The 25801-nt window shown below is 69.1% G+C and carries 21 protein-coding genes and 1 pseudogene; 14 read left to right on the forward strand and 8 right to left on the reverse strand.

What is annotated here, in order from left to right; genetic code table 11:
- Window positions 1–438: a pyridoxamine 5'-phosphate oxidase family protein gene (locus ACFXN1_RS11485; RefSeq protein WP_379436717.1), complete on the reverse strand. Its 438-nt coding sequence runs from the start codon at window positions 436–438 to the stop codon at window positions 1–3.
- 258 nt (window positions 439–696) lie between these two features.
- On the opposite strand from ACFXN1_RS11485, the gene ACFXN1_RS11490 reads away from it, so the two are divergent.
- The 7 genes from ACFXN1_RS11490 (at window position 697) to ACFXN1_RS11520 (ending at window position 9485) form a co-directional block, all read left to right on the forward strand.
- Window positions 697–3027, forward strand: coding sequence for a heavy metal translocating P-type ATPase (locus ACFXN1_RS11490; RefSeq protein WP_379436719.1), 2331 nt, complete (start codon window positions 697–699; stop codon window positions 3025–3027).
- A gap of 134 nt (window positions 3028–3161) precedes the next feature.
- Window positions 3162–4040, forward strand: coding sequence for a DUF302 domain-containing protein (locus ACFXN1_RS11495; RefSeq protein WP_379436720.1), 879 nt, complete (start codon window positions 3162–3164; stop codon window positions 4038–4040).
- Window positions 4041–4120: 80 nt separating this feature from the next.
- Entirely contained in the window at window positions 4121–4675 is a 555-nt protein-coding gene (locus ACFXN1_RS11500) for a flavodoxin domain-containing protein (protein ID WP_379436722.1), read from the forward strand.
- Window positions 4676–4717: 42 nt separating this feature from the next.
- Window positions 4718–5197: a DUF2267 domain-containing protein gene (locus ACFXN1_RS11505; protein ID WP_379436724.1), complete on the forward strand. Its 480-nt coding sequence runs from the start codon at window positions 4718–4720 to the stop codon at window positions 5195–5197.
- Window positions 5194–5370, forward strand: coding sequence for a hypothetical protein (locus ACFXN1_RS11510; RefSeq protein WP_379436725.1), 177 nt, complete (start codon window positions 5194–5196; stop codon window positions 5368–5370). Before ACFXN1_RS11505 ends, ACFXN1_RS11510 begins: the two co-directional genes overlap by 4 nt.
- Window positions 5363–7669, forward strand: a complete 2307-nt coding sequence (ppsA, locus tag ACFXN1_RS11515; RefSeq protein ID WP_379436727.1) for a phosphoenolpyruvate synthase — start codon at window positions 5363–5365, stop codon at window positions 7667–7669. The genes ACFXN1_RS11510 and ppsA overlap by 8 nt, the downstream gene beginning before the upstream one ends.
- Before the next feature lie 106 nt (window positions 7670–7775).
- Complete coding sequence (locus ACFXN1_RS11520) at window positions 7776–9485, forward strand: GAF domain-containing sensor histidine kinase (RefSeq protein WP_379436728.1); 1710 nt, start codon at window positions 7776–7778, stop codon at window positions 9483–9485.
- Between the two features lie 24 nt (window positions 9486–9509).
- Here ACFXN1_RS11520 and ACFXN1_RS11525 read toward each other — a convergent pair whose 3' ends face one another.
- From ACFXN1_RS11525 to ACFXN1_RS11535, 3 genes are all read right to left on the reverse strand, one after another.
- Window positions 9510–10409 carry a universal stress protein gene (locus ACFXN1_RS11525; protein WP_379436730.1) on the reverse strand — a complete coding sequence of 300 codons (900 nt, stop codon included), beginning with the start codon at window positions 10407–10409 and terminating at the stop codon, window positions 9510–9512.
- 28 nt (window positions 10410–10437) lie between these two features.
- Complete coding sequence (locus tag ACFXN1_RS11530; RefSeq protein WP_379436731.1) at window positions 10438–11436, reverse strand: Acg family FMN-binding oxidoreductase; 999 nt, start codon at window positions 11434–11436, stop codon at window positions 10438–10440.
- A gap of 72 nt (window positions 11437–11508) precedes the next feature.
- Window positions 11509–11799, reverse strand: coding sequence for a universal stress protein (locus ACFXN1_RS11535; protein ID WP_379436733.1), 291 nt, complete (start codon window positions 11797–11799; stop codon window positions 11509–11511).
- Between ACFXN1_RS11535 and ACFXN1_RS11540 the strand changes: the two genes are divergently transcribed.
- Window positions 11706–12725: a universal stress protein gene (locus tag ACFXN1_RS11540; RefSeq protein WP_379436735.1), complete on the forward strand. Its 1020-nt coding sequence runs from the start codon at window positions 11706–11708 to the stop codon at window positions 12723–12725. The two genes, ACFXN1_RS11535 and ACFXN1_RS11540, sit on opposite strands and share 94 nt — an antisense overlap.
- A gap of 975 nt (window positions 12726–13700) precedes the next feature.
- Here ACFXN1_RS11540 and ACFXN1_RS11545 read toward each other — a convergent pair.
- On the reverse strand, window positions 13701–14642 hold the full coding sequence (locus ACFXN1_RS11545) for an ATP-binding cassette domain-containing protein (protein ID WP_379436736.1): 942 nt from the start codon (window positions 14640–14642) through the stop codon (window positions 13701–13703).
- Window positions 14643–14825: 183 nt separating this feature from the next.
- Here ACFXN1_RS11545 and ACFXN1_RS11550 point away from each other — a divergent pair, with 183 nt between their 5' ends.
- Complete coding sequence (locus ACFXN1_RS11550; RefSeq protein ID WP_379436738.1) at window positions 14826–15380, forward strand: flavodoxin domain-containing protein; 555 nt, start codon at window positions 14826–14828, stop codon at window positions 15378–15380.
- Between the two features lie 119 nt (window positions 15381–15499).
- Here the strand turns inward: ACFXN1_RS11550 and ACFXN1_RS11555 are convergent, their stop codons facing one another.
- On the reverse strand, window positions 15500–16501 hold the full coding sequence (locus tag ACFXN1_RS11555) for an Acg family FMN-binding oxidoreductase (protein WP_379436739.1): 1002 nt from the start codon (window positions 16499–16501) through the stop codon (window positions 15500–15502).
- Between the two features lie 333 nt (window positions 16502–16834).
- Here ACFXN1_RS11555 and ACFXN1_RS11560 point away from each other — a divergent pair.
- Window positions 16835–17668 (forward strand): annotated as a pseudogene (locus ACFXN1_RS11560) (dienelactone hydrolase family protein); the annotation flags it as partial.
- A gap of 152 nt (window positions 17669–17820) precedes the next feature.
- On the opposite strand, the gene ACFXN1_RS11565 reads toward ACFXN1_RS11560, so the two are convergent.
- On the reverse strand, window positions 17821–18594 hold the full coding sequence (locus ACFXN1_RS11565) for an SDR family NAD(P)-dependent oxidoreductase (RefSeq protein WP_379436741.1): 774 nt from the start codon (window positions 18592–18594) through the stop codon (window positions 17821–17823).
- A 204-nt stretch (window positions 18595–18798) separates the two neighbouring features.
- On the opposite strand from ACFXN1_RS11565, the gene ACFXN1_RS11570 reads away from it, so the two are divergent.
- A complete protein-coding gene (locus ACFXN1_RS11570) occupies window positions 18799–19647 on the forward strand; it encodes an MBL fold metallo-hydrolase (protein ID WP_379436743.1) in 849 nt (282 codons plus the stop codon).
- 29 nt (window positions 19648–19676) lie between these two features.
- Here the strand turns inward: ACFXN1_RS11570 and ACFXN1_RS11575 are convergent, their stop codons facing one another.
- A complete protein-coding gene (locus ACFXN1_RS11575; protein WP_379436744.1) occupies window positions 19677–20573 on the reverse strand; it encodes an alpha/beta fold hydrolase in 897 nt (298 codons plus the stop codon).
- On the opposite strand from ACFXN1_RS11575, the gene ACFXN1_RS11580 reads away from it, so the two are divergent.
- The 3 genes from ACFXN1_RS11580 to ACFXN1_RS11590 all read left to right on the forward strand — a co-directional run bounded on the left by ACFXN1_RS11580 (window position 20559) and on the right by ACFXN1_RS11590 (window position 25442).
- On the forward strand, window positions 20559–23537 hold the full coding sequence (locus ACFXN1_RS11580) for an AAA family ATPase (protein WP_379436746.1): 2979 nt from the start codon (window positions 20559–20561) through the stop codon (window positions 23535–23537). The two genes, ACFXN1_RS11575 and ACFXN1_RS11580, sit on opposite strands and share 15 nt — an antisense overlap.
- Window positions 23538–23625: 88 nt before the next feature.
- A complete protein-coding gene (locus ACFXN1_RS11585) occupies window positions 23626–23763 on the forward strand; it encodes a hypothetical protein (RefSeq protein WP_379436748.1) in 138 nt (45 codons plus the stop codon).
- A complete protein-coding gene (locus ACFXN1_RS11590) occupies window positions 23760–25442 on the forward strand; it encodes an FAD-dependent oxidoreductase (protein ID WP_379436749.1) in 1683 nt (560 codons plus the stop codon). The genes ACFXN1_RS11585 and ACFXN1_RS11590 overlap by 4 nt, the downstream gene beginning before the upstream one ends.
- Window positions 25443–25801: the final 359 nt, after the last annotated feature.

Consider the following 25801-nt stretch of genomic DNA (forward strand, 5'->3'; position numbering starts at 1 on the left):
CTAAACCGCCTGCTTCGCCACGAGCCGCACCCCGGTCACCAGGGTCGGCTCGATGGCGACGATGGTGTCCATCTCCCCGTCGACCCACGGCTGCAGCAGGCGCTCGTAGCGTGCGACCCGTTCCGGATCCGTCACGGTGCGGGCGATCCCAGTCACCACTACCGACCATCCCAGCCCGGCCACGGGGTCGATGTCGTCGGCCTCGTAGGCCACCACCACATTCGAATCCGCACGCACGGTCGAGGTCAGCCGAGACGTGAGCCGGGTCCGCACGACGATGATCTCGCCCTCGTCGACCAGATGGTTCACCGGCCGCACAGCGGGCAACGCGTCGCGAGTGAAGACGACCCTCCCGAACGGAACACCGGCCAGCAGCCGCAGTGCTTCCGCGCGCCCCAGACTCACGGTGGCGCGCGGAGCGAACTGATACCCACGCATCAACTGACACCCTTTCTCACCTGATCCCCTGCACGACAAATCCCTCGATCCATGTCAGCATCCGCACAGCGCCCCTCACAGGGCCGAAGGTCCTGTCTCGAGCATCCATCGGACACGGCACAGCCCACGAACCGTGGGCCGACCACGACCACGACCGGGACGAAGGGCAGTGGTGTTCGGGGACTGTGGCCCTGTCGCTCCTTTGGACAACTGCGATGCACTGGTCGGGAATGCACACCCGGCGAAAGGACGAGAGCCATGGTGGCCGATTCACGCTTCCAGGGTTGGATCGATCGAGCCGGCGGTGTCCTCGGAACGGCGCTGCTGGCCGGGACGATCGCACCGCTGGTCGCCGGTGGCATCGCCTGGGCCGCCGGGGCGACAGCAGTGGCCGACCGGTGCTGGGCCGCGGGCACGGTGGTGGCCATGGTCCCGGCGGTGTGGTGGGTTGTCGCAGCGCTGCGCCGCGGGCGCGCCGGAGTGGACCTCATCGCGGTGTTGTCGCTGGCCGGCACGCTCTGGGTGCACGAGTACCTCGCGGGCGCCTTGATCGCGGTCATGCTCAGCGGCGGGCATGCGCTCGATGCCGCCGCCGAGCGGCGCGCCGCCCGGGACCTGCGGGCCCTGCTCGAGCGAGCGCCGCGGTCGGCACGGCTACGGCGGGGGGACGTGGTGCGGGTCGTCGATCTCGATGAGATCGTTCCGGGCGACATCCTGGTGATCGCCGCCGGCGAGGTGGTTCCCACCGACGGCAGGATCATGGATACCGTTGCGGCACTGGATGAATCGGCACTGACCGGTGAACCGCTCCAGGTCGAGCGCGCCCCCGGGGAGCCGGTGCGCAGCGGCGTGCTCAATGCCGGCGGCGTGTTCGAGATGCGGGCCACCGCGACGGCCGACGACAGCACCTACGCCGGGATCGTGCGGCTGGCACGCGAAGCCGGAGCCGCCACCGCGCCCACGGTCCGGTTGGCGGACCGCTATGCCGTGTGGTTTCTCCCGCTGACCCTGCTCGTCGCGGGTGCCGCGTACTGGTTCAGCGGATCGCCGGTGCGTGCGGTGGCGGTGCTCGTGGTCGCGACACCGTGCCCGTTGTTGCTGGCCGCGCCCGTTGCCATCGTGTCGGGGCTGTCACGTGCGTCGCGGGTCGGCGTGGTGGTGCGCGACGGCGGGGCGTTGGAAAATCTCGGTCGCGCAACAACTCTGGTCATGGACAAGACCGGCACCGTCACGGCCGGGCGGCCCGTGGTCACGGAGGTCGCCGCCGCTCCGGGCGCGGATGAAGCGTGGCTGTTGCAGCTGGCCGCCTCGGTGGATCAGCTGTCGCCGCACATGCTGGCCGAGGCGATCGTGACCGAGGCGCTGGCCCGCAAGCTCCAGCTCGCCGTCGCCACAGCGGTTTCCGAGCAGGCGGGTCGCGGCGTCACCGGCACGGTCGACGGTCATCGCGTACAGGTGGGGAAGCTGCCGGAGTCGATGATCACCCCGGAATGGGCGCGGCCGGTGATGAATCGGGCACGGCTGGACTCCGCCGCCGTCGCCTGGATCGTCGTCGACGACGACCCCCGGGGTGTCGTGTTGCTGCGGGATCCCTTGCGGCGGCAGGCGCCCCGCACCCTGCGCCGGCTGCGTGAGGCCGGGCTGAACCGCCTGGTCATGCTCACCGGTGATCGTCCCGAGCCCGCGCGCGAGGTCGCGACGGTGCTGGGCCTCGACGAGGTCTACGCGGGCCAGAGCCCGGCCGACAAGGTCGAGGCGGTGCGCCGGGAGAGCCGGCAGCAGGTGACCGTCATGGTGGGCGACGGTATCAACGACGCGCCCGCCCTCGCCGCCGCCACGGTGGGAGTGGCCATGGGAGCGCGGGGTTCGACCGCCTCGTCCGAGGCCGCCGACATCGTGCTCACCACCGATCGGCTGGACCGGCTCGCGGACGCCATGGACATCGCCCGCTGGTCGCGGCGCATCGCGGTCCAGAGCGCGACCGTCGGCATGACCCTGTCGCTGGCGGCCATGGTCGTCGCGGCCGTCGGCTGGCTACCGCCCGCGGCGGGCGCGCTGCTTCAGGAGGCCATCGACGTCGCCGTCATCCTGAACGCGCTGCGAGCACTGCGCGGCAATCCGGCCGCCCGCCTCGACCTCCCGGCGGACACCGAAGAGCTGCTCCACCGGTTCGCCGCCGAACACGATGTACTGCAGGACGCCCTCGCGAAGCTCCGCGCGGTCGCCGACCGGGTCGCGGACCGCCCCGACGACGCTGCCCTCGCGGCACTGGACAGCGTGCACCGCTTTCTGATCGAGGACCTGCTGCCCCATGAGGTGGCCGAGGAGACCCAGCTCTATCCCGCGCTCGCCGCGCCGCTCGGCGGCACCGAGGCAACCGCCACCATGAGCCGCGCGCACGCCGAGATCCAGCGGCTGGCCACCCGCATCGGTACCCATCTCGAACTGGCCCACGCGCGTGGCGGATTCGACCCGGATCAGATCGACGACCTGCTGGCCTGCCTCTACGGCCTGCACGCCGTGCTGCGCCTGCACTTCGTGCAGGAGGAGGAGAACTATTTCGCCCTCGCCGCCGACGAACGGCTGTAATCATGACCCGGGCCTGCCGGCCGATCGCCCCGCACGGCTGTGCGTTTGTTCCCCCGCCACCGTGACCTTGTCCTCTGTGCCGCCCGCGCGTCCGGACGCACGCTGAACGCACGAACCATCCAAGGAGGCGCGTCATGGAGTACCGGGTGAACGTGTGCGAGACGCCGCCGCAGGCGGTGCTGCGCATACCGCTCGAGATCCGCCCGGACCTGTTGAGCGAGGGCATTGTCGGCGGCATGAACCGGCTGGCGGAGGTCGCCGAGCAGGCCGGGCTGGTCGCGAACGGCGCGCCGACGATCACCTTCCATCGGGAACTGCCCGCCGAGGATGCCATCGTCGTCGATTTCGGGCTCCCCATCGAGGCCGCGCCCGCCCTCGGCCCGAGTTCGGGTGCGGAGCTGACCATCCAGTCGCCGGCGCTGGTTGCCCGCACCTGCCATCGCGGCGGCTATCACCACATCGACGCCGGGTACCGCGCGTTGCGAGAGTGGCTGCAGGGCAACGGCTATCGACCCATCGGGCCGCCGACAGAGGCGTATCTCATCGGCCCCGACGAGGTGAGCGATCCCCGCCTGCTGATCACCGAGATTCGCATTCCGGTGGCCCCAGCCGCAGCCATCGCCGTCCACCTCGACGCGACGTTCCCCGACGCCGTGGACCGCACCCGGATCGTATTGCGAGAGCACGGATTCGGCGTCGTGACCGAATTCGATGTCCAGGCCGCCCTCCGGGAGGGGACCGGTGAGCACATCGAGGAGTACCTGATCCTCGGAGCCTGTAACCCGCAGCTCGCCGGTCGGGCCCTCGCCGTCGACCGGGAGGCGGGATTGTTGTTGCCCTGCAATGTCGTCGTGCGGGCCGATCGGACCGGCGTGCTCGTGGAGGCCACCGATCCCACGCTGCTCGCCGAGGTCCTGGCCAGGTCCGAGCTCACCGGACCGGCCGCAGAGGCCCGTCGATTGCTCGCCGCCGCACTGGCCGACCTGTCCCATCCCGCCGCGGCGGCCGGCTGAGGCGGTCGAGGACCATGGTCCCGGTCACCACGGGTAGGAGTCCTCTCACCGAAATCCGGCCACGCGAGAAGGCTCGATGCATGGAAACCACCGCTCCCCGCGTCGCCGTCATCTACGCCACCGCCCAGGGATCCACCCGTGAGATCGCCGATTTCATCGGCGCCTACCTCATGGCCCGCGGTGCGACCGTCGAGGTCGCCGACGTCGAACACGCTCCCGAACTCACGCCCTTCGATGCCATCGTGCTGGGCAGCGCCGTGCACGATCTGGCCCTGCTGCCGGAGATGGCCGGATTCGTCCGGTCGCATCGCCACGAACTCCAGGCTTACCCGGTGTGGCTGTTCAGCGTCGGGCTGGGGCCGGCCCTGGTCGGTCCGACCGGGCGCCGCATCGGCCATCTCGTCCCGAAGAAGATTGCCGCCCTGCGTGACTCGATTGCACCGCGTGATTTCCACGCGTTCGCCGGGCACTACGAACGCGCCGGGGTCTCGCTGCCCGCGCGCGCCATGTATCGCCTGCTCGGCGGTGCCCGCTACGGGGACCTGCGCGACTGGTCCGACATCACGATCTGGACCGACACCATCGCACAGGCTCTGCACCTGCCGCAGGCCAAGGCCACTCCGACCCACCCCTGACCCGCACCCCCGGTCATCCCGTTTCCGCGAAAGGCCATGCCGATGAGCCATCACACCGATCCATTCGCCCCGGCGATCCATACCGGCCGCATCTGGCTGCGCACCGTCGCCGACCGGCTCGGCACCGACGACCGGATGCAGGCGCACCGGGCCCTGCGCGCCTGGCTGCACACCGTTCGCGATCGCCTCGACATCGGCGTGGCCGCACACCTGAGCGCCCAGCTGCCCACGCTGCTGCGCGGTGTCTACTACGAGGGCTGGACGCCGGGACGTGTTCCCGTGCGCCATGATCCACAGTCGTTCCTCGACCAATTCGCCCGGACGGCCGACGTGTCGACGGAAGAGGCGAGGCGGATGTCCGCGGCGGTCACCGACGCGCTGGCCCAGCTGTTCTCCCCCGGCCAGCTCGACCACGTGCTGGCACAACTTCCCGTGCCCCTGCGGCGCGTGCTGCTCGGCACCGATTTCAGTGACGTCCTCACCTCCGCAGGTATTTTCGAGACTCCGGAGGCGCAGCAGTGACGATCCGGCACGCCCCCCTGTTCGTCATCGCACTTCCCTTCGTGGTCACCGGCCTCGAACTCAGCGGCGCCTCGCCGCTGGCGATGCTGTCGGCCTTGTTCATCCTCGCCGTCCCGATCCTGTTGCTGCTCATGCTGCCCGGATCGAAAAGGAACTGGAGCCGTCATGGGTGACTACGTCGCCACCTTCGATGAATTGCGATTGACCGACGCCGACCGCGCCGGCGGCAAGGGAGCCAATCTCGGCGAACTGGTCGCGGCGCGGCTGCCCGTGCCACCGGGGTTCGTCGTGCTGAAATCCGCCTACGAAGAGGTGATCTGCGCGGGTACGCACGGCCCGGAACTCGACGAACTGCACACCCGAGGGCTCGCGGCAGCGCAGGGCGCGACCCGCGACGAGACACAGCAGCTCGACGAGCTGTGCCGCCGCATGCGGGAATTCGTGCACGACACCCCGATGTCGCCGGCCGTCCGCGATGCCGTGCTGTCGGCCTATCACCGGCTCGGCGACGCGGTTACCGTGGCCGTGCGTTCCTCGGCCGTCGGCGAGGACAGCGCGACCGCATCATTCGCGGGAATGAACGTGTCCCACACCAATATTCACAGCGACGAAGAATTGATCACCGCGCTGACCGACTGCTGGGCATCGCTGTTCTCCCCGCGCGTGCTGACCTATCGGGCGCGGCGCGGCATGCACAATCGGCCCGAGATGGCCGTGGTGGTGCAGCAGATGGTGGCCGCCCGCACGGCCGGCGTGGCCTTCACCGCCGACCCGGCCACCGGTTCGCTCGATCGCATCGTCATCGACGCCGCGCGCGGCCAGGGCGAGGTGGTGGTGTCCGGCGCCGTCACACCCGACACCTACGTCCTCGACGCAGCCGGACCGACACTGCTCACCACCGAGGTCGGCCGCCAGAGCTTCGCCATCGTGCCCGGCGCGGACGGCGATCAGCGAATTCAGCTCTCCGAATCCGAGGCCGAGGCGCCGGCGCTCACCGACGACGAGGCCGTCGCCGTGGCCCGGCTCGCGCTCGAGGTGCAGGCGCACCACGGCCGCCCCCAGGACGTCGAATGGGTCTTCGACGACGAGCACCTCTGGCTGGTCCAGGCACGGCCGATCACCGTACTGCCCGGCGACGCCGCGGCGAAACCGCAACTGGCGCACACCGTCGAGGGTCGGGTGCTGGTGCGCGGGCTGGCCGCGGCACCCGGTCGCGCCACCGGGCCCGCGCGCGTATTACGTTCGCCCGCAGAGGGATCCGCGCTGGGCGACGGCGAGATCCTGGTCGCTCCCATGACCAATCCGGACTGGCTGCCGACTCTGTCGCGGGCCGGCGCCGTGGTGACCGACAGCGGCGGCATGACCTGCCACGCGGCCATCGTGGCGCGCGAACTCGGTATCCCGTGCATCGTCGGAGCCCGCACGGCCACCGCCCAGCTGACCACCGGCCAGGAGGTCACCGTCGACGGGTCCGCCGGCCAGGTCTACGCCGGAAACCCGCTTCCGGCCACGATCACCGCGGTGCCGCGTCCGGTCCCCGAGACCACCGCACCCGAGGCCACCGCGACCCGCGTGTACGTGAATCTCGCGCTGCCCGAGGTCGCCGAACGCGCCGCCGCCGGCGACGCTGACGGGGTCGGCCTGCTGCGCGCCGAGGTCCTGCTGACCCAGGCGCTCGGCGGCCGGCATCCCCGCGATCTCATCGCCCGCGGCGAGGACGAGAAGTTCGTCCAGAGCATGACGACCTCCATCCAACGGATCAGCTCTGCCTTCGCGCCGCGCCCGGTCGTCTATCGGGCAAGCGATATGCGCAGCAACGAGTTCCGGGCACTCGAGGGCGGCGAAATCTACGAGCCCCGGGAGCACAACCCGATGATCGGGTTCCGGGGCTGCTACCGCTACGTACGCCAGCCGGAGATGTTCCGGCTCGAACTGGCCGCGCTCGCACGCGTGCGCGAACAGACCCCGAACGTGCACCTGATGATCCCGTTCGTCCGCACCCGCTGGGAACTCGAGCGGTGCCTCGAGCTCGTCGACTCGAGCCCGCTCGGACGCCAGCGGGGCCTCCACCGCTGGGTCATGGCCGAGGTGCCGTCGGTGATCTACCGGCTACCGGAGTACGTCGAACTGGGGATCGACGGAATCTCCATCGGCAGCAACGATCTGACCCAGCTCATGCTGGGCGTGGACCGCGATTCCGAGGAGTGCGCCGAACTGTTCGACGAATCCGATGCGGCGGTGTTGGACGCCATCGAGCAGATCGTCACCACCGCCCGCCGGCTCGGCATCACCTCGTCGCTGTGCGGCCAGGCACCCTCCACTCATCCGGAATTCGTGGAGCATCTGGTGCGCGCGGGCATCACGTCGGTGTCCGTCTCGCCCGATGCGGTCCAGCGCACCCGGCGCGCCGTCGCAGCCGCCGAGCAGCGCGTGCTCCTGGACCGCGCCCTTGCCCAGCCGGACCGGAGGTGACACTGCCGGCCACTCACCTGCACTATCGTCGTCGGGCGCGCGCCTAAAATGGAGCAGCTGTAACAGAACAAGTCGCGCGCCCCGACACGAGTACAGGAAACACGTGATGACCGTTGAGCCCGACGGCTCCTACTCGGTACGTGACACCCTCTCCCAGCTGCGGCTGCGGGAATTGCTCACCGAGGTCAAGGACCGTGTCGAACAGATCATCGACGCTCGCGACCGTATGGACGGTCTGGTCGAGGCGATGCTCTCGGTGACCTCGGGGCTCGATCTGGACCAAACCCTGCGCACCATCGTGCACACCGCCATCAGCCTCGTCGACGCCCGCTACGGTGCGCTCGGCGTCCGTGCGGACGATCAGCTCGAGCAGTTCATCTACGAAGGCATCGACGAGGAGATGCGAGCTCGGATCGGCGATCTCCCGGAGGGCCGCGGCGTGCTGGGTCTGCTGATCAGCCAGCCCAAGCCGATCCGCCTGGACAACATCGCCGATCACCCCTCGTCGGTCGGCTTTCCGGACCACCATCCCCCGATGCGGACCTTCCTCGGCGTGCCCGTCCGGATCCGCGACGAGATCTTCGGCAACCTGTATCTGACCGAGAAGTCCGGCGGCCAACCCTTTACCGAGGACGACGAGGTCATCGTGCAGGCCCTCGCCGCGGCCGCCGGAATCGCGATCGACAACGCCCGGCTCTACCAGTCCACCCGCACCCGCCAAGCCTGGATCGAAGCCACCCGCGACATCGCCACCGAATTCCTGGCCGGAACCGATCCCGAGCAGGTTCTCGCCCACGTCGTGATGCACGTGCGCACGCTCACCGAATCGGAATGGGCGTTCCTGGCAGTCGACGACGAACCCGACAGCAACCACAGTGACGCCGAGAGGCTGCGGATCAGTCAGTGCGCCGGCCCGAACGGTCACGATCACGCCGGAGTGGTCCACACATCCGGGACGGCAATCGGACGAGCATTCCGCCAGGGTGTGGTCCTGTGCCTCGACCACAGCGACGATCTCGGCCTCGACACCGCGCTCGACGCGGGACCCGCGCTGATCCTGCCGCTCAACGCCCAGGAGTCGACCTTCGGTGTGCTGGTCATGGTCCGCGCGGTCGGCGCTCTCCCGTTCGCGGATGAATTACAAGAACTGGCAGGCGCTTTCACCGATCAGGCCGCACTGGCGATCCAGCTGGCCGAGGCCCAGCAGCGCATGCGCGAACTCGACGTGCTGACCGATCGCGACCGCATCGCCCGCGACCTGCACGACCATGTCATCCAGCGGCTCTTCGCGGCCGGTCTCAGCCTGCAGGGCACCGTCGCCCGCGCCCGTTCGGCCGAAGTGCGCGACCGGATCTCGGACGTCATCAACGAATTGCAGGATGTGGTGCAGGAGATCCGCACCTCGATCTTCGACCTGCACGGCGGCGCGGCGAGCAGTACCCGGCTGCGGCAGCGGATCGAGGAGGCGATCCGCACGCACACCGCCGATGCCGGCCTGCGCACGTCGTTGCGCATCACCGGGCCGCTGTCGGTGGTGGCGGCCGAACTCGCCGACCATGCCGAAGCCGTGGTGCGTGAAGCGGTCTCCAATGCGGTGCGGCATGCCGGCGCGGAGACGATCGCGGTGACCATCGACGTCTCCGACGATCTGACCGTGCTGGTCTCCGACGACGGCTGCGGGATCCCCGAGAACATCACCCCGAGCGGGCTGCAGAACCTGCAGCTCCGGGCCGAGGAAATGGGCGGAACCTTCTCCTTCGGCCAGAACCCCGAGGGAGCGGGGACCTTGCTGCACTGGGCGGTACCGCTGGGGTGAACCGGCGGCCGCCGAGTGATCCGGTCACTCGCCACGCACGATGACGATCGGGCAGTCGACGCTGTGCAGCAGGGCATTGCTGGTAGAACCCAGGAGCATGCCGGTGAAGCCGCCCCGTCCATGGCTGCCGACGACCACCAGCTGCGCGTGTTCGGCCTCGTCCAGCAGCGAGCGAACCGGGCGATCCTTCACCAGGATTCGCCGCACCGGGACATCGGGATACCGCTCGGCGTATCCGGCCATCTCCTCACCGAAGGTCGCCCGCTCCTGCTCCTCGATGGTCTCCCACCCCGACACCGGCAGGTAGGGTCCGCTGACGTCGCTCCAGGCGTGTAGTGCGGTCAGGCCGGTCTTGCGCAGCGACGCCTCCTCGAAGGCGAGCTCCAGCGCCGCAACGCTGTTCGGCGTGCCGTCGACACCGACCAGCACCGGCTGCCGCGCCGATACCGGGTCCGCCGCCGCGGTCGAATGGATGACGGCAACGGGACAGTGCGCGTGGTGGGTCACCGCGGTGGCGACCGATCCCAGCAGCCCACGCCGGAGCGCGCCGAGTCCGCGACTGCCGAGCACGACCATCCGGGCGTCGCGCGACAGGACCATCAAGCGCGAGATGATCGGCTCCTCGGTGACTTCCGAGGACATCTCGACCCCTTCGCCGGGCAGCGTCTCGGACGCGATGCGGGTCGCCTCACCCACGATGCGTTCGCCATCCAGTTCGAGCGAAGCCATGTCGGGGGCATCGAGCACGACGGTCGGCGACGGCCCGGCCGGCGCGCAAATCGACGTGACGATGTGCAAGGGAGCCCCGTGCCGCGCGGCATCCAGCGTCCCCCAGGCCACCGCCTGGTAGGAGACGGCCGAACCGTCCACGGCCACGACGATCGGTGGATTCGGATCCACCTGCGGGGCAAGGTTTTCAGTCATTTGTGCGCTCCTGACTCTGGTGTCTTCGCTATTGCTCACCCGACAGGCTCAGCGATTCGAGCGGACGGACGATGTCCTCGAGCGGGAGCCGAGGTGTGGTGGGTACCGGTGCGGCGCTGGTCGCGGCCCAGCCCATCCGGATGATCAGCTGCGGATAACCGAAGTCGCCCAGCAGATCCCGGCGGATCCGGGTCCGCACACCGGTGACTTCGAGGGGTTCGCTCAGCGCGCAGGTGGCCAGCCCCCGCGCGGTGGCCTCGAGCAGTACCGCGCTCGCCACCTCGCCGGCGCGCAGCCAGCCCCACAGATCATCCGAGGCGGTACACACCAACAGCATTCGCGCGGCATCCTCGGTGTCATTCACGACCGCCTCGGGCAGGCGGGGGTCGCCGAACGGCCGGACCGTCGCATCCGTCGAGACCACCGCATTGCGCGCGGGTACGCCCTGCGCGCTGGCGTGGTGACCGCTCCATTCCGCCAGCTCGGCGCTGTAGCCGGCGTCACCGCGGTGCGCGGTCGCGGCGTCTACGAAAGCGCGCATCAGTCGCGCGTGCTCCCCGGTCGTATCGATCTCGCGGACCTGCACTCCCGGTACCGACGCGCCTGCGGCGACGACCGCGGATACCTGCGCGGGCGGCACCTCCCACGAGGTGAACCGGCGGCGGTCGCTGCGCCGCCGCGCAATAGCGCGCGCCAGACGCGTGGCGGAACCGTCGGGCTCGGCGTGGTGGAGTTCCAGGGCGGCGAGATGTCTCGGCTCGGCGGGGTTCGGGAACCGGTGCACGACCGATTCCCAGCCGACCGCGCGCAATGCCACGCGCAGATGATGCAGCGCCGCACCACAACTCACCACCAGCTCCCGGCTGTCCGGGTCGGTGTAGGGCAGCCGGCGGCTGTCGTCGGCGTAGAGGTGCACCGTGGTGTCGCCGACCCGCCACAGCCACGGCTGGGTGTTGTGCACCGACGGCGCCCGCACCGCCAGCGCCACGGCGGCGCGGATGGTGTCGTGATCGGGGAGAGTCGACATCCCGTGTCCTTCCTCGGAGTTCTCGTGCCCTCAGCATGGCCCGCGCGACAGGGCGCCGGTGACGGCCGAAGGTCACTGTCCGGCGGGTTCTTCGGCCCGGTTTTGCGATGGCTGACGGACCACCAGGACCGGACACTGCGCCAAATGCAGCAGCGCGGTGCTCGCCGACCCCAGCACTGCCCGCCCGATCGCGCCGAGCCCCCGATTGCCGACCACCAACAGCCGCGCCTGCCGCGAGCGCTCGATCAGCGCGCCGCTCGCGGGTGGCCGTGCGCGCCGCCGAGTGGGCCGCGGCCGAGGCCATCGCCCGGCATGCCCCACTGCGATTGGTCTCGGTCGTGCCCGCGATCGACAAGCCCGCATTCCGGCCGGGCGGGCAGCGGCATCGGGAGGCCCACGCGGCACTCGAGGACGCGCGCTCCGCGATACTCGCGCGGCACCCCGCTGGTGAGGCTGCGGACGCGCTCGAGATCAGCTCCGCCGTGCTGCGAGGGCAGGCCGATCATGTGCTCGTCGAGCTCTCGCGGTCCGCGATGCTCATCGCGCTGGGCGACCGGGACGTCGGGCTTCTCTCCCAAATGGTGCTGGGATCCACCGCGCTGGCGGTGACCCGTGAGGCGAGCTGCTCGGTCGCGCTGGTCGGACGGCCCGCAGCCGAGCACGGTTCGATCCTGGTCGTGGTCGGCACCTGGTACACCGCCCGTGCGGCCCTGCTCGCCGGGTTCCGCGCGGCGCGGGATCACGGCACCGATGTCACCGTGGCGCGGGTGTGGCAGGGGCGGCGGTGGGCGTCACCACCCGATTACGCGATGTGGTCGGGGCTTCCGCCCGATCACCACACGGCGACCGCGGTCGTTCCCGACGCCCAGCTGCAGCAGTATCGACGCGACTTCCCCGATGTGGAGGTGCGGTCCGTCACGGTGGTCAGCGATGCCGCGACCGTGGTCGAACGCCTCGGCGCCACTGCGCAATTGGTCGTGATCGGGCATGATCCCGAGTCCGCCTATACGGCGCGTCTGGGCAGTATCACCCAGGAAATCGTCCGCCACGCGCCCTGCCCGGTGCTGGTGGTCCCGGACCCGCCCGGAACCGAGGTCGTATCCCGCGATACGGCAACGACTTTCCCCCGGATTGTCACGCTGACGATTCCTCGCTGCGGGCCGCCACGACCAATGTCACCGCCAAGAGCGCGGCCAGCAACTGGACCAGCGAAAAAAGCGTGGCGACAAAGCCGTCGACGGCGAGCTGGCGACCGAAGAACTGCCTATAGATCGGGGTGCGCTGCATGAAGTCGAGAATGGTCTTGACCAGGCCGCCCATCAGCAGGGTGTAGGCGACGGTCCCGCCGAACCAGAAACTCAGCTGCGGAATCTCATCACGCAGGGCGGCCTGCCACGCCGAGCCGAGCAGGAGTCGCCGTGGCGGTCGGCTGTCCCGGACCCCGAGCACGCCCCGGCCGATATCCCGCATCCGCAAGAGATACGCGGAAATCACTACTGGCACAGCCGTTCCGACTGCAATCGCCGCCAGTGTGAGCAGCGGCGGCGCGGCCGGTGGGCGCAGTTGTTCGAACCAGCCCAGGGGCGTGAGCCATCGCAGCCACGGAATGCCCGCGCCGACGTCGGCGGGCATGCGGATAATCAAGGCCGCCACCAGAATTCCCGCCGCGAGCAACCGCGCGCCACGCACGGTGGCGGCCAGCTGCGCGGTCAGGGCGCCCACCCCGGCGAACAGCAGCGCGGGCAATGCGAGCTGCAGGCCCAGCTCGCAGGTGCCGACGAAACTGAGCAGATGTTGCGGCACCCCGACCGCGGCGAGCACGGACACGGTCACCACCATGATCACGAAAGTCTCGACGGCCGTGGCCGTGAGCACCGCCGCGAACCAGCGCCGCCGGGACTGTCCGCCGCTGAGCACCAGATCGCCCCGGCCTGCATCTTCCTCTCCGCGCAACGCACCGGTCGTGATGATCGCCGCCCACATGGCCATGATGATCCCGACGCTGGTCATGCTGCGCCATGCCACCCAACCGGCGGGCGAGCCGATGTCGTAGGGGTAGCCGTACAGCGCGCGCAGCGCGCCGTTGTTCGTCAGCGGTGCGAGCATCGTGGTCCGAGTCGCCTGATTCGGGAACGCCACCACATATGTTTGCAACGCCGCCGTGCAGAACACCGCCATCAAAACCGTCATCACCGCCAGCGATATGCGGTTGGCGCGCAATCGTACTCGCACCATGACGGCGAACCCGTGCATCGCCTCGCGGCTCATGGCCGTGTCTCCGCCGCGCTCCCGGCCCAGTCCTTCCCGGTACTGCTGCCGACCCCGTCGTGATAGTGGATCAGGAAGATCTCCTCGAGGCTCGGTTCCCGGCTGTCGATCGTCGTCACCGGCATCCCGGTGAGCGCCGCCAGCAGCGGTCCCATCTCACCGCGGACCTCCAGTGCCACACGGTGATCCACCGCATCGACGACCTCGACCCCGTCGACCAGGCGCAGCGGAGCGATATCGACCCCGTCCCGCGCGAAGTTCACCTCGACCGTCCGCGCCGACAGGTGCCGCAGCTGCGCCAGGGTGCCCTCATCGATGAGCCGTCCCGCCCGCAGAATGCCGATTCGGTCGCACAGGGCCTCCACCTCGCTGAGCACATGCGAGGACAGGAATACCGTCTGCCCGCGGTCGCGGGCCTCACCGACGGTCTCGCGAAAAGCGGCCTCCATCAAGGGATCCAGCCCTGAGGTGGGTTCGTCGAGGATCAGAATTTCGGCGCGGGTCGCAAACGCCGCCACCAGCTGTACCTTCTGCCGGTTGCCCTTCGACAGCGCGCGAACCTTCTTGTCAGGGTCGAAATCGAAGCGCTCGATCAGCCGGTCGCGGTATGCGCGATCGCAGCCGCCGCGCAGATTCTCCAGGTATTGGAAGGTTTCCGCTCCCGTCAGTGACGGCCACAGCAACGCCTCCGAGGCGACGTACGCACAATGCCGGTGCGCGGCGACCGGATCGGCCCACGCGTCCCGGCCCGCAATGCGCACCGTGCCCGCAGTCGGACGATGCAGGCCCAGCAGCAGCCGGATCGTCGTCGTCTTTCCCGCGCCGTTGGGGCCGAGGAAGCCGTAGATCTCCCCCGCCTCGATGTCGAGTTCGAGACGATCGAGCGCGAGAGTGGATTGGTACCGCTTGGTAACTGCATGCGCCTCGATGACACCCATGGTCCTTACCTCCGACCAGCGATGGAATGCTCCCCATTCTCGGCTCCGGTCCCGGCACCGGCCATGGGCCGATGTCGACTAGCGGGACTTCCGTGTCCCGCCGGCGGGCTGGTGACCATCGTCCCCTCCGGCCGGGCACGAGTCCTCTGATTCTGAACCGTCTCCGGGGCGCACGCTCGGCACATGGAGAATCGCAAGCCTGCAGTCAGCATCGTTTTCGCTTCGGCTCAGGGGTCGACCCGGGAGATCGCCGAGTACATCGGCAACGATCTCGCCGCCCGGGGTGCGACCGTCGAGGTCGCCGACGCCGAGCACGCGCCGGACCTGTCGCGTTTCGACGCCGTGGTCATCGGCAGCGCGGTGCACGATATGGCCCTGCTGCCCACCGTCGCGGAGTACGTGGCATCCCACCGCAACGAACTCAGCGCTCGGCCGGCCTGGCTCTTCAGTGTCGGCATCGGACCGGCGCTGCGCGGGCCGATCGGCCACCGAGTCGGCCGCATTGTGCCGAAACGCATTGCCACCCTGCGTGACTCGATCAATCCGCGTGGATACCAGGCTTTCGCGGGGCACTACGAGCGCGTCGGCGTTTCCCTTGGCGCACGCGTCCTCTACCGCCTACTCGGCGGCGGTCGCTACGGCGACCTGCGGGATTGGACCGCCATCAGCGCCTTTTCGGATTCCATCGCGCAGGGTCTGAATCTGCACGCACCGCACACCATTCCGATTCATCCCTGACGGCCACGCGGACACAGGATTCGACATCGTCGATCCCACACTGATCATGGCGGGGTTGCGTCACCGCTCGGCCGACAGCCGAGTTGGCGACATCATGCGGACCGACCATCCCGGCGTGGTCAGTGCGATTGGCGAGCCGAGTCGGCCGGTTGCAGCGGGTGAACCACGTCGTCCAGCGCGAGGCGGGGGCTGGGCGGGACCGGGTCGGCGCTGGTTGCCGCCCAGCCCATCCGGATGATCACTTGCGGGTGGCCGAAGCCGCCGAGGATGTTCGTGCGGATTTGTTCCCGGATGGCAGGCAGTTCCAGAGGTTCGGTGAGAGCGCAGGTGGCCAGGCCGCGGACGGTCGCGGTCAGCAGGGCGGCGCTGGTGGATTCGCCGGCGCGCAGCCACGCCAGGGGATCGTCGGACCCGGTGCTGAGCAACAGCATTCGCGAGAATTCGTCGGTGTCGCGGACTACGGCTTCGGGGAGCCGAGGATCGGAGAACGGACGCACGGCCGGGTCCGTGGGGACCACGGCATTGCGGGCGGGGACGCCGGATGGTGCGGCATGGTGGCCGCTCCAGGCATGCAATTCCGCGATGTAGTCCGGGTCTTGCGCGTGGCTCGCCGACGCTTGCTCGAAGGCCTGCGCCAATGTCCCACGTGCCTCGAGGGCGTCGACGTCGCGAATTTCCACGCCCACGACACGGGCGGCGGCGATGACCTTGTCCGCGTGCACGGCGGGCACCTCCCAGGAGGTGAAATGCCGCCGGTCGCTGCGACGTCGAGCGATGGCCTGCGCCAGCTGCACCGTCATGGGATCAGTGGCCCCTGAGCTGAATTCGATCGCGGCCAGATGTCGCGGATCCGCGGGATTCGGGAGCCTGTGCACCATCGTCTCCCATCCGACCGCGCCGATCGCCACTCGCAGGTGATGCAGTGCCGCGCCACAGCTGAGCACCAGTTCGCGGCGGTCGGGGTCGGTGTGCTTCAGCCAGCGAGTGTCGTCGGCGTACAGATGCAGGGTGCTCTCCCCGATACGCCACTGCCAGGGTTGCGTGTTGTGCACCGACGGGGCGCGCACGGCCAGGGTCAGTGCCGCGCGGATGGTGTCGGTATCGGGATGCGTGCTCGACATCGCTATTCCTTCCTCGGGATTCGCAGCTTCGTACTGTTCAGCATGTCGCGATGTGTGGCCGTTGGTGACGGCCGAAAGTCACCGATACCGAGGGCTGACGCCATGCCTTCGGTCATCGTTGCGGCGGCGCTGCACCGCCTCCTGCCCGGGTGTAGGTCCATCGTTTCGTGCTGCTGACGTCAGCCTCGACCCACAGTGACCCGGCGGCGTTCCATCGCAGGATCAGGCCGGTGAAGTGGTCGGCGTAGTCGGCGCGTCAGGTGCTCCGGAACCGCACCCCCGCTATCCGCAATCCAATGTCTCGGAGGTCGTTGTGGGACCAACGACTCTCCCTGCCGGCGACAACCGGATCTGCCGGTGGCTGCCGGTGGCTGTGAGGCTGGAAGTACCCGCCGTAAGGAGGTTTCGATGGTCTTCGAGGATCGCGCCGAGGCGGGCCGTCTGTTGGCTCGCGCTGCTGCCCCGGATCCGCGGCCACAACCGGGACCGGTCGCGGATCCGCCGCTGCGCGACGACGAGGTGTGTGTGCGGGCCGGGAAAGCCATGCTGTCAGGTCATCTCACCATTCCAGAGCATCCGATCGGTGTCGTGGTGTTCGCGCACGGTAGCGGCAGCAGCCGCCACAGCCCGCGCAACCGCTACGTCGCCGAGGTGCTGCAGCGGGCCCGACTCGGCACGCTGCTGTTCGACCTGCTCACCACGGCCGAGGAAATCAACCGCGCCAACGTGTTCGACATCGACCTGCTGGCCCGGCGATTGGTGGCGGTCACCGACTGGTTGAGCGGACAGGAACACACGGAGGGGCTGCCGATCGGGTATTTCGGGGCGAGTACCGGTGCCGCCGCCGCCCTGCGCGCCGCAGCCGATTCGCCCGTGCACGTGCGGGCAGTGGTGTCTCGAAGCGGACGACCCGATCTGACCGGCCGCGCGCTGTCGGCGGTACGGGCGCCGACTCTGCTGATCGTGGGCGGTCACGACTACCTGGTCATGGATCTGAATCGCCATGCGGCCAACGCAATGTCATGTGAGACCGTGCTGGCGGAGGTGCCCGGCGCGACCCATCTGTTCGAGGAACCGGGCACCCTGCGTAAGGCCGCGGAGCTCGCGCGGGACTGGTTCATCACCCGGTTGCCCACTACTACAGCCGAGCCGGAGGGGTCGGCGTGAGCGGCCCGGAGGCCGGGATGCTTCCACCCCCGGCCGGGTCTGGCACACCACCGTCGACGCCCTGCGCGGCCTCACCCACGCCGCCAGCTCCCACGCCATGGGCATCCCCGACGCCCTCCCCCCTGGGCCGCGCCCTCGGCCGGTAAAGTCCGTCAGACCGTGTAGCCGCCGTCGACGTCCAGTGTTTGGCCGGAGATGAAGTCCGATCGGTCCGATGCGAGGAATGCGACGGCTTCTGCGATGTCGTCCGCATTCCCGAAGCGGCGCAGCGGGATATTGCGCCGGGCGACCTCGAGCGCGGTTCGATCGAGATCTCCGGAATTGATCAAGCGCTCGGCCATACCGTCGGTCAGCATGCCCGGACCGACACAGTTGACGCGGATGCCGTAGCGACCCTCTTCGGCCGCCAGGCCGCGGGCGACGGCTTCCACGGCACCCTTGGTGCCGGCGGAAAGGCCATCGCGGACCGGATAGCGGCGTGTTGCGGCCGTGGTCACCGCGACGACCGAGCCCTGCGACCGGCGTAGCAGCGGCAGGGTGGCGTGCATCAGGTTGAAGAACGCCGCGGCGTCGGCAGTCAACTGCTCCCGGTACTGCTCCGGCGACACGCTGCTCAGATGAACCATCGGCACATGGGGTCCGGCGGCGTAGACCACGGTGTGCAGACTGCCGAATCGCTGTTCGAACTGCGCGACGACATTCGCGACCGCACTCGGATCGGTGAGATCCAGCGCCCAGGCGCGGCAGGAGCGTCCGACCCGCTCGACGTCCTTCGTCAGCAACTCGGCCGCGTCTCGATTCGCGCGATAGGTGAGTCCGATATCGCTGCCCCGGTGCGCCAGCAGGCGGACCACCGCGGCACCTATCCCACCGGTGCCACCCGCGACCAGTGCGGCACCAGCACGTCCCCGGAAGTCATCGCTCACTACTTCTCCCTCTACCAAGCAATTGCTTGGTCAATCGTAGCCTGCGTTCGATCTGCCGCCTCTCGAACCAGCATCAGTGCCTCGCGGCAGGGTCACATATTCGGGTGATGGAGCGTCCGGAACCGACTCCGGATACTCGAGCCGTGATCCGGCTTCCGGGTCGTCCAGACCACCGATTGCCCCTTGCGAGCGAAAGCAATTGCCATGTCTCTCACGATCGACGTCTTCAACACCGGATACCTGCCGATCAACGGTGGACCGGGATGGGATCCGGACACCGCCGCCACCTGGCCCGCGTCGACCGCCACGCTGATCTCCGGTGCGCGGGACGCCATCCTGGTCGACGCGCTCATGACGGTCGAGGAAGGCCGCCGCCTCGCCGCCTGGATCGGCGACACCGGCAAGAACCTGACCAGCATCGTCATCACCCACGGTCATGGCGATCACTTCTTCGGCGCGGGCCCGGTCCTCGAGGCTTTCCCGCAGGCCCGGCTGCTGGCTCTGAACACCACCGTCATCGAGGAGGCGCGCTACAACCTCGGACCCGAGGTGCAGCAGAACTGGATCGCGTGGTTCGGTGACCGGTTCGACCGCACGCCGGCACTCCCGCAGCCGGTCGAATCGGAAACCCTGACCGTGGACGACCACCCGGTGCGCTTGGTCGAAGTCGGGGGCGCCGACGGTGTCCTCAACACCGTGGTCCATATCCCCGAGTTGGACACCGTCTGCTCCGGCGACGCCGTGTACAACAACATCCATATGTGGCTGTGGAATTCGACGCCCGACAGCCGCCGGACGTGGCTGGCGACCATCGACAAGATCGCCGACCTGCACCCCGCCACGATCATCGCCGGGCACAAGGATCCCGGCGCGCCCGACGACGACGCCGAACGGCAAATCGCGCAATCCCGTTCCTACATAGAGGCATTCGACCGGGCTGTCGCCAAACTGTCGTCCGCGCAAGAGGTTATCGACGAGATGACCGGTCTCTTCCCCGGTCACGGGAACCCCTACACGTTGTTCGCCGCCGCCTATTCCCAATTCCAGAACTGATCGACCCCGCCGCCCGAGGTCGTTGATACTCACCGTTTTTCATCGATGAAGACGATCGATTCGACGAACTCGGTAATGGCTCGGGCCAGCGACACCGGTTGTTCCTCGGCCGGCCAGTGCCCGGCATCGGGGATCATGGTGGTGCGTACATCGGTGACTCCGACATCGCGTAGTCCCTGCGCGACGGTGTCGGTGACGGTGGCGTGGGAGAACTCGCTGAACGCGAGCAGGATCGGCACCTCGAGCGCCTCGGTGGCGTGCTGATTGTCGGCGATATCGAGTGGCAGCGCACGAAACATCTTGAACCCCGCGGTGAGACGATCCGCACCCTGATAGCCCGACACGTAGGCGGTGATGTCGGTGTCGCCGATCGCCTCCGGGTGCGCGGCGAAGCGGTCGATGAATCGGCGGAAGTACTCACGCTCGTTGCCCTGGACCAGGGGCTGGGCGGTGAAACGGCCGCAGGAGCTGTCGCTGTGGAAGCCGAGATGCCAGTAGGCCGGCGAGCAGGTGACGTCCTCCCATCCGGCGATGCCGGGCAGCGCCGTATCGACGCTGACCAGTCCCCGGACGGCGGCGGGATACCGTCGAGCGAAGGCATAGCCGACGAGCGCACCCATGTCGTGCCCGACCAGGAACACCCGGCCCAGGCCCAGATCCTCCAGTGCGGCATGCACATTCGCCGCCATCGTGACCTTGTCGAACGCGTGCGGCTGGGGCGCGGATCGGCCCACTCCCGGCAGGTCCAGCGCGACCGCGGAACAGAGCTCGCCCAGCAGCGGAAGCACCCGGCGCCACGCGTGGGACGTCTGCGGCCAGCCGTGGAGAAACACTGTCGAATGCGCGCCGCGGCCACTACGCTGCCAGCCCAGCTGCGGTCCCGCCCCGGGAGGCTGCGACGCGAGCGCGCCATGCGCGTCGTGCATGCCTCCTCCTCGGTCCAGCCGCGCGTGAAGCCATCCAACGGCCTGCATGGTCCCGCATACGGATCGTCGCCCCAGTATCGAGCGAGCGGGCCGGGGCGTCTCTACCGCAAACAGGTGAGGCGAGCCGCGCCGTCGAGCACCGATTGGACGAATTCGCGACGCCGGAGCTCGAGCGGCCGCGCAGAATGGGTAGTCCAGGGTGGCTGCGGGGAAAGGCGGTGTCCGTTGCATTCCGAGCCGTTGCGGGGCCGGAGCGAACCGATGCGGCGTGCGCTGGCGGTGCTGCGAGGCGCGAGCAGACACGGCACCGGCGGGATCATCTGGATCACCGGCGCCGCCGGGCTCGGCAAGACGGCGCTGCTGTCGGAGATATGCCGCCAGGCCGAGCGCACCGGCATGCGTGTCGCGGCCGGTCGCTGCGACATCGTGGAGCAGGTCCAGCCGGGTGCGACGGTGCTGGGGCTGCTACGTTCCGGACGAGATCCCTTGCTGGCCACCGCCGACTATGCGGGCATCGTCGCGCAATCGGCAGAACCGCTCCTCCTGGTCGAAGCCGTCGCCTCGGCGCTCGAGAACCGCGCCGCCACCGCCCCACTGTTGCTCGCCGTCGACGATGTGGACCGCGCCGATCGGGTCAGCCAGTTCCTCCTGCGGACCGTGATTCCACGCCTGGTCGGGCTGCCCGTCGTGTGGGTGCTGACAACCCGCGATGACGATGTGGACGCCGATCTCCCCGGACACGGACTCGCCGCTGTCGAGCAGATTCGGCTGGGCCCGCTGGCGCTGCCGGACCTGGCCATGATCGCGCAGGATCGGCTGGGCCACCTGCCCGACCAGCGGCTGCGCGGATACCTCGATGCCATCGACGGCAATCCCGCACTGGCCGTCCAGATCATCGACAATGTCGCACGAGCCACCGCCCGCGACGACTCCGACACCGTATCGGTGGAATTCACGGCGGCCATTGCCGCCAGGCTGGCACAGCTCGGCCCCGCCGCGCGGGATCTCGTGCAGACCGTCGCCATCGCCGGCCGTGCGGTTCCGGTACCCGACCTCGGCAGGCTCGGTACCGCGAGCTCCGAACAGCAGCTCCCACAAGCTCTTTCCGGCGCCTTGGAGTCGGGATTGCTGCGCGCCGAGGGCGAGCGTGTGGACTGCCGGCATGACCTGGTGCGTGCCGCGGTGTGCGCCGGTATTCCGGCCGCACCCGCTCGACGGCTGCATCGCAGCTGCGCCGTCTACTACCTCGCAGCCTCCGAAGAACTCATCGCCGCCGCGCACGCGCGGGAAGCGATCGGTCCGGGCGATCTCCCCGGCGCCACGACCATGGTTCAGGTCGCCGAATCCCTGGTGGCGGCCCACCCCGAGGAGGCCGGGGAACTGGCGGCGCTCGCCTTCCGGGCCGTTCGACCCGACCAGCCCGCCTGGCTCGACCTCAGCAAACGGTGCCTGTCGGTGCTCTGCCGCACCCAGCGTTCCACCGAGGCCATCACCGTCGCCGACCTGATCCTCGCTCGCCTGGACGACAACACTCTCGTCGCTGAAGTGGAAACCCAAGTGGCCCAGGCATTGTGGCTGAGCGGTCGCATCAGCGATCTCGTCACCCGCACCGAGCGGGTCCTCGGCACCCGAACCCTCGAGCCCACGGTCACCGCCCGCCTGCGCGCTGCCGCTGCCCTGGCCAACACCCGCATCGCCCGCGGACCCGCCGCCATCCGCGTCAGCGAGGCCGCGCTCGACCTCGCCCGGACGGTCGACGACCGCGAGGCGCTCGGCCTGGCTCTGCAGGCGGCCGGTGAGGCCGCGAAGAACGATGCCCGCCACCTCACGGCGCTGGGCCATTTTCGCGAACTTCGCGCTCTCGGCGGGGTCTCCTACCTGGCCGAGGAGATCATCGAGCTGCAGTTCCTCGACCGCTACGACCACGCACAGGCGCTGCTCGATCAGGCCCGCACCGACCACTGCACGACCGAAGCCATCCTGCCGGCCTCGAGCGGCAGCGAAATGTGGCTGGACTTCAATCTCGGACGCCTCCACGAGGCAGATGCCGCAGCCCGCGCGCTCATCGACCTCGGCCGCACCCTCGGCAACACCGAGCAGGCCTGCGACGGCGCCATGGTGAGCGTCGCGGTGGCGTTGTTGCAGGGCGACATCGAGCGCGCGGATCAGCACATCCGGACCACCGACGAGATCGTTCGAGGCGGTGACCACACCCGCAAGCCGGTGGTCGGGGTCATGCGCGGCTGGCTCGCCGCCGCCCGCGGTGAGTTCGAGAGCGCCATGGCCACGTGGCGGCCCGTCCTGGACGGGGCGGGCGTGTGCAACGGCTACTGGCCACTGTGGCCGTGCTGGACGGGCCTGTTCTTCAAGATCGGCGACACCGCCATGGATCACGAATTCACTGCTCTGGCAACAGCGGTCGCGGAAGTGGCAGCGAGCCGGAATCCCGGGGTCGCCAGTTTCGAGGGCATGGCGTTGAACCTGCGCGGCCGCAACAGTGGCGATCTGGACCTCATCGGCCGTTCCGCACAGGTTCTCGCCCGCAGCCCACGTCCCCTGCTGCGCGCCTGCGGAGCCGAATCCTACGGGCGGGCCCTCCTCGCCGCCGGTGACCGCAGCCGCGGCCTGACCGAACTGGACCGCGCGTGGGAGGAATTCCACACCATGAATGCCCGGGCCAAGACCGCCGAGATCCAGAACGTGATGCGGGCGGCCGGTGCTCGTCGTTCCAAATGGCTTGTCACACTGCATCACTCAACCGACGGCTGGGCCTCGCTCACGCCCTCGGAACGCCGGGTCGCGGCCCTCATCGGCGCGGGGCACACCAATAAATCCGCGGCCGCCGAGCTCGGCATCTCGGTCAATACCATCGGCACCCATCTGCGTTCGGCGTTCACCAAGCTCGGCATCCAGTCCCGGGTCCAGCTTGCGAACACCCTGCACAGCTTGCCGTCACACGAATAGGTGAGTGATCGTCGTGCTGGGGAATGGCAACCTGGTCCGACCGATCGGCAACGGCCCGCTGACCGGCAGTCCTGCGAAGGGAAGCGACATGACCTCGACCGCGCTCAGCTACGCAGTCGCCCCCACCAGGGTGGTGTGCGCGGGCAATGGCATCTTCCAGCACACCCAGGAATTCGCCGCCGACGTCAGCGACTTCCTCGGCGACATCGACGGGTCGGCCCCATGACTCCCGCCGCGCCCGCGCACGACCCCGAAGCTGAGCGCTTCCCCGTCCTGTCCGATGCACAACTCGAGCGGGTGCGCGGATACGGCAGCGTCGAGGTCGTGCAGCCGGGTGCGGTGCTGTACGGAACCGGGCAGCGGACCTACGACTTCATCGTGTTGACCACCGCCGCCGCGGAGATCGTGCGGGTGGCGACCACGGATCTGCCCGAGGCGCTGGTGGTTTCGTGCACGCCCGGTCAGTTCCTGGGCGAGCTGAACCTGCTCACCGGGCAGTCGACGTATCTGACCGCGCGGGTCACCGCGGCAGGCTCCATCATCCGGATCGACCCGGGCGCGTTCCGCCGGCTGATGGACGAGGACACCGAACTGTCGGACCTCATCCTCACCGCATTCCTCGCCCGCCGTAGTGAACTCCAGTCCGGCGCCGCCGCGCTCAGCGTGCGCATGCTCGGCAGCGAACTGTCTCGCGAGTCGCTGGCGTTGCGGTCCTGGGCCGCGCATGCGCGCATCGCCTATACCTGGTTCGACATCGACAGCACCGCGGGCGCGGCGCTCGCGCGGACGATCGGCGTCACCGACGAACGGCTGCCCGCTGCGGTAACGCCGACCGGAGTGATCACCGACGCGAATCCGGCGCAGGTCGCCGCGGCCCTCGGCCTCGCGTATTCAGCCGACACCGAACCTGATTCGGCCGCAACAGATCTGATCATCGTAGGGGCCGGGCCCGCAGGGTTGGCCGCAGCCGTCTACGGCGCCTCCGAAGGGCTGCGCACGGTCGTGTTCGACGCAGTCGGGGTCGGCGGGCAGGCCAGTTCCAGCTCCCGCATCGAGAACTATCTCGGATTCGAGCACGGCATCAGCGGCGCGGACCTCACCGGCCGGGCCATGGTGCAGGCGCAGAAGTTCGGCGCCTCGCTGAACAGCCCGTGCCGCGTCGTCTCGGTGCGACGCACCGGCGCGCTGTTCGAGGTCACGCTGTCCGACGGCGCTGTCGCCTACTCGCGGGCGGTCATTCTCGCCGGAGGGGTGAAGTACCGGGCGCTGGACCTGCCGCGCTGGCCGGACTTCGAAGGGCGCGGAATCTATTACGCGGCCACCGAAATCGAGGCCCGCACCTGCTCCTGCACCCCGGTGGCGGTGATCGGCGGCGCGAACTCGGCCGGACAGGCCGCGCTGTTCCTGGCCGGCCGCGGGTGCATGGTCACCCTCGTGGTCCGATCGGGAGATCTGTCCGCCGGGATGTCGAGCTATCTCGCCCACCGCATCGAGGCCAACCCCGCGATCGACATCCGGCTCGGCACCGAGGTCACCGCACTGCACGGCGACGATCGTCTGGCCGCGATCACCGTGTCCGGCAAGAACGCACCCGAACCGCAGCGGCTCCCGTGTTCCGGCCTGTTCTGTTTCATCGGCGCCGACCCGGAGACCTCCTGGCTCGCCGACATCCGCCTCGACTCCGACGGATTCGTTCTCACCGACATCGCGCTCGGCCCCGGCACCGCGGAAGACATGTGGGACACCCTGGGCCGCGGCCCCCTCCCGTTCGAGACCAGCGTGCCGGGCATCTTCGCGGTCGGCGACATGCGCGCCGGATCGATGAAACGCATCGCCGCCGCCGTCGGCGACGGCGCCGGTAGCGTCCGATCGGTACACGAATTCATCGGCCTCGCCGGCACGTGATCCGAAACCATGGCGTGGCGTCGCGACCGATCCGATCGATCCGGTACGTAGGCTGTGGTGACGACCGGCAACGAACTGGGCGAGTTCCTGGGCGGAAGAGGTCGCCGTACTCACCGGGGTCACATCTCGGAACCACACTCCCTGACAGGCAGCCTGGATTCGAGCTGCTGGAACCGATGCCGCCTCCACAGCCGGGTCGAGACTGCGGCACTTCAGAATCCGCAGGACGCATCGGGAGCCCCGCACCTCACGCCACGCATCCCCGGCAGGCACACCCCCGCGTGCAGGGTGCCAAGTGGCGGCAGCCGAATCCAGCGTCCCTAATAGTGAGCATGAGGGAGTGGCCCCAATCCGTCTCC

Origin of the sequence: Nocardia sp. NPDC059154 (assembly GCF_042755705.1) — a bacterium.
Classification (GTDB): Bacteria; Actinomycetota; Actinomycetes; order Mycobacteriales; family Mycobacteriaceae; genus Nocardia.